The organism is bacterium, assembly GCA_029210965.1.
Classification (GTDB): Bacteria; BMS3Abin14; BMS3Abin14; order BMS3Abin14; family BMS3Abin14; genus JALHUC01.
Window position 1 is genome coordinate 1 of sequence record JARGFZ010000079.1, and the last position, 4,050, is coordinate 4,050.

The window sequence follows — 4,050 nt, forward strand, 5'->3', positions numbered from 1 at the left end:
GACGTTTTTCCCTTTCCGAGGAGCAAAAAGCCGATAACGGACTTTTTGCGACCCTGTCAAGGTTAAAGGTTTGAAGTTGCTGAATAAATAAACATCAAACTCCCAAACCTCAAACTACCTTTGATTGTTGTGGATTCCACCCATTTTCCTTATAATCCCCCCAATGTTTGACGCCTTCCAAATCCAGATCGAATACTACCTGGCCAAACTATCCATCCCTTCACCTTGGGGTATAGACCTGTTTGACAGTATCACTGTCATGGCAGGCGGACTTTCTTTCCTTTTCTTCCTTGTTTTTATCATGGTAAATCGAGCACCCAGATCCCGCGAAGAAGATGAACGATCAGTGCGACTCCTTCTTAAAAAGGCCAAAAAGGCCGAGAAAAAGGATAGCTTCAAAGAGGCCGGCGATCTTTACCTGTCAGCCAGACATTACATGAAAGCCGCCAAGGTATTCGTTAAGATCGAGGACTTCGAGAAGGCTGCGGAGTCATGCCTGCTTAACAATGATTACGCCAACGCAGCCAAGTGCCTTGTGAGGATCGGGGACCACGCCCAGGCTGCGGAACTTTTTCTGAAAGCCCGTGATTACACCAACGCCGCACAAAACCTTTATACGATCGGAAGACTCGGTGAAGCGGCCCCGTTGTTCGCCAAGGGAGGGCATCCCGACAAGGCAGCAGAATGTTATTTAAAGATAGGGTTTTACCAGAAGGCCGGTGAACTGCTTGCTGAAGCAGGGGAATATGACCAGGCGGCACCTTGCCTGTTAAGGACTCTTCAGGAGAGAAGCAGCAGGCGTGATTCATCCCTTACCCTTGAAGAGGATGCTGTTTCAGGAAATATCGCGCGTCTCGGGGCAAAATGTTTTCTTGACACTGGACAGAAGCTAAAAGCAGCTCAGGCTCTTGAACTGGGCGGCCTGTTTTCAGATGCCGGACACCTTTATGAGGAACTGGGTGAGAAGAGCAAGGCTTCAGAGGTTTATATCAGGGGTAAGGATACAACCTCCGCAGCCAGGGTTCTTGAATCATCTGACCATGCGGACGAAGGTGCACTCCGGGTTGCCGAAGCCCTGGTCCAAGAGGGCAAACCCATCGAGGCGGCTGACCTTTTTGCACGGTTGGGGGAGTGGAACAGAGCAGCCAAACTATTCATTGAAAACGACCTGAAGGATCTGGCTGTAGAAGCTTATGCTCAGCATGGAGACCATAAATCAGCAGCTGACCTGCTCGTTGAGATGGGAAAACCCTCCGAAGCGGCATCGATGCTAATGGAAGCCGGAAAACCGGAGGATGCTGCCCGTATCTATGGAAAGCTTGGCGAAAAGGAAAATGAACTTGGTGCTCTGGTCAAGGCTGGTGCCCATTTCCAGGCGGCAAAACACTTTCTTGACCTCGGTAAAGAGACAGAAGCTACTGAGGAGCTTCAAAAGGTTGAACCTGAGGATACAAACTTCAAAGAGGCTAACGCTCTTCTTGGGGCGATTTTCTTCAAAAAGAAGCAGTGGTCCATTGCAATTGCAAGCTACCAGAACGCCCTTACTGATGAAAATGTCAGGCGGGACAATCTGGAATCTTTCTACCGGTACGCCTCATCTCTCAAGGAAGACGGACAGCTTCAGGGAGCTCTTTCCATACTCGAAAAAATTCTCCTGGTTGATTATCACTACAGAGATATCAAGGACCAGGTTCAGAGCATTAAAGGGGTCTTAAGCGCATCTTCACCTGAATTGAGTTCGCCCTTCGTGCCGTCATCCCCTGACGCTACGATGGTTGCCCGGGGCGGGGATCAGACCGGGAAGTCCAACAGATACCAGATCATCGAAGAGCTTGGCCGTGGAGGGATGGGGATCGTCTACAAGGCGAGCGACAACCTCCTGGACAGGATCGTTGCCTATAAAGTGCTCCCACCCCATGTTCAAAAGGACAGGAAGATATTGGACATGTTCCTAAGGGAGGCCCGGTCGGCGGCTCGCCTTTCACACCCTAACATCGTCACGATCTTTGACGCTGATGAGGCTCGGGGAGAGTTTTTCATTATCATGGAGCTGGTTGAGGGAGACTCATTAAAGGAGCTTCTCCTTCAACAGGGGAAATTCCCGGTAAAAACAGCCCTTGTTCTGGCCGCACAGGTTTTCAAAGCCCTGGCATATGCCCATGAAAAAGGAATCGTTCACAGGGATATTAAACCTGCAAACCTCCTCTGGGCAAAATCGGACAAACAGGTAAAGATCACTGATTTTGGACTGGCCCGGGTTATCGAGGAGGGGAGAAAGACCCACACACAAATGGCGGGGACCCCTTATTACATGGCTCCGGAACAGATTCTCGGTGGGACGGTGGATCATCAGGCCGACCAGTACGCCATGGGCATTACACTCTATGAATTTGTTACAGGCACAGTCCCGTTTAAGGAAGGGGACGTCCTTTATCACCACGTACACACTCAACCACAGCCACCGGAAACTCACAACCCGGAACTGTCTCAACCTCTCTCCAATTTCATCATGAAATGTATCGACAAGGACCCGGACAAGCGCTTCCCGGATGTGGTTGCCGCCCTGGTGGAGTTGAGGACACTATTAACTTAAAATCATTGGACGCGGAGACTCGGGGAAGGGGAGTGTAGGCGAGGAGAGAGCACAGCGACCGAGCGGCCAGGCGAAAAATCAGAAAAATTAAATGTAAATTCTCCGCGTCTCCTTTTCTCCGCGTCCCCGTGTCAAGCGGTTGTATTTACCTGAAAACTCCGTGTCACCGAATCACCGTGTCTGATCACTACCCCGCCGGATGCTTCGTCCCTTCGAGCTTCGCGTCAGCAAAATCGGTTCCAACGATTGTGGCTCCTGTCATGTCGGCCCGGGAAAAATCGGCCCCTCCCACGTTGGCCCTTGAAAGATCGGCGCTGATAAGGTTGCTCCCTGTAAGGTCTGAACCCAGCAGGTTGCATCCGGTCATTTTAGCACCTTGAAAATCGCCACCTGAAATGAGACATTTTTTTAGTTTGGCCTCTTTAAGGTTGGCGCCCACAAAGGATGACTTTACGAAAGATGATGATTCAGCCGCTGCGTAGGTCATCCTCGCATAACTGAGATCGCATTCTGAAAAATTCCCTGCATTCAGAACTGCCTGGGACATTTCCGCTCCCCTGAACACCGACTTGGGGTATGCCCCACCGGACAAATCAGCGCCGGTCAGGTTGGCAAGGGCAAAATCTGCACCGGAGGAGCGGGTCCCCTTGAGATTGGCTTTTAACATCGTCGCCTCAACAAACCCCGCTGAAAACAGGGCGGATTCCTCCAGGTTAACTCGGGTTAATACAGCCTCTTTGAGATCGCTGCCCGACAGGTCTGATCTATAAAGCACTGCCTTTGAAAAGTTGGACCTTATCATGGAAGCTCCCCTGAAGTTTGCCTCCTCAAGTCTGACCTCCTCGAAATCAGTTTCATTGCAATTGGTGAAAGGAGCCTGCAAGTTTGCCCCGGTAGCCCTGCGGACTTTCGCCCCAGTGAGACGAGCACCCGAAAGATCGCAGTTACCCAGCTTGGAGTCGTCAAGTACAGCTCCCGCAAGGTTCGAACCGGCACACATGGCCCCCGTCAGATCAACACCCGTCAAAAGACATTTTGAAAGATCCGCATTTTCCATATGTACGCCGTTCAGGTTGGCATAGGAAAGGTCGGCATCCGAAAGATCAGCCCCGGTGAGCGTTGCGCTGGTAAGGTCAGCATACTGGAGATTGGCACCCTTAAGCTGGATTTTAGAAAGATCTTCACCCCGAAGAGATATCCGGACAAGGTATGCCCCTGCAAGGCTATTGCCTCGTTTATTTTTATTCAGTACCTCTTCAGGTGTGTAATCGGCCATGTGCGGTCTCCGCATCTGAGTTTAAAGTTTGGAGTATATTCCTGAAGCATGAAAAGCTTGTAGATCATGTGCACAAGCCGTCTCTTCATCGTTTTGGCGCATAGAATTCCAACTTCAGATTTTGACAGGGTCGCAAAAAGTCCGTTATCGGCTTTTTGCTCCTCGGAAAGGGAAAAACGTG

At 50.6% G+C, this 4,050-nt stretch carries 3 protein-coding genes; 1 reads left to right on the top strand and 2 read right to left on the bottom strand.

Annotated elements, in window-relative coordinates:
* Window positions 1-163: 163 nt before the first annotated feature.
* Complete coding sequence (locus P1S59_14225) at window positions 164-2,593, top strand: protein kinase (GenBank protein ID MDF1527386.1); 2,430 nt, start codon at window positions 164-166, stop codon at window positions 2,591-2,593.
* A gap of 187 nt (window positions 2,594-2,780) precedes the next feature.
* On the opposite strand, the gene P1S59_14230 is transcribed toward P1S59_14225, so the two are convergent.
* Complete coding sequence (locus P1S59_14230) at window positions 2,781-3,869, bottom strand: pentapeptide repeat-containing protein (protein ID MDF1527387.1); 1,089 nt, start codon at window positions 3,867-3,869, stop codon at window positions 2,781-2,783.
* A partial coding sequence (locus P1S59_14235) for a hypothetical protein (GenBank protein MDF1527388.1) occupies window positions 3,839-4,050 on the bottom strand: 212 nt, incomplete at its 5' end. The genes P1S59_14230 and P1S59_14235, both read right to left, overlap by 31 nt.

Excerpts from the sequence above, each read along its gene's own strand:
- P1S59_14225 (MDF1527386.1), top strand. The coding sequence starts at position 164 with ATGTTTGACGCCTTCCAAATCCAGATCGAATACTACCTGGCCAAACTA.
- P1S59_14230 (MDF1527387.1), bottom strand. The coding sequence starts at position 3,869 with ATGGCCGATTACACACCTGAAGAGGTACTGAATAAAAATAAACGAGGC.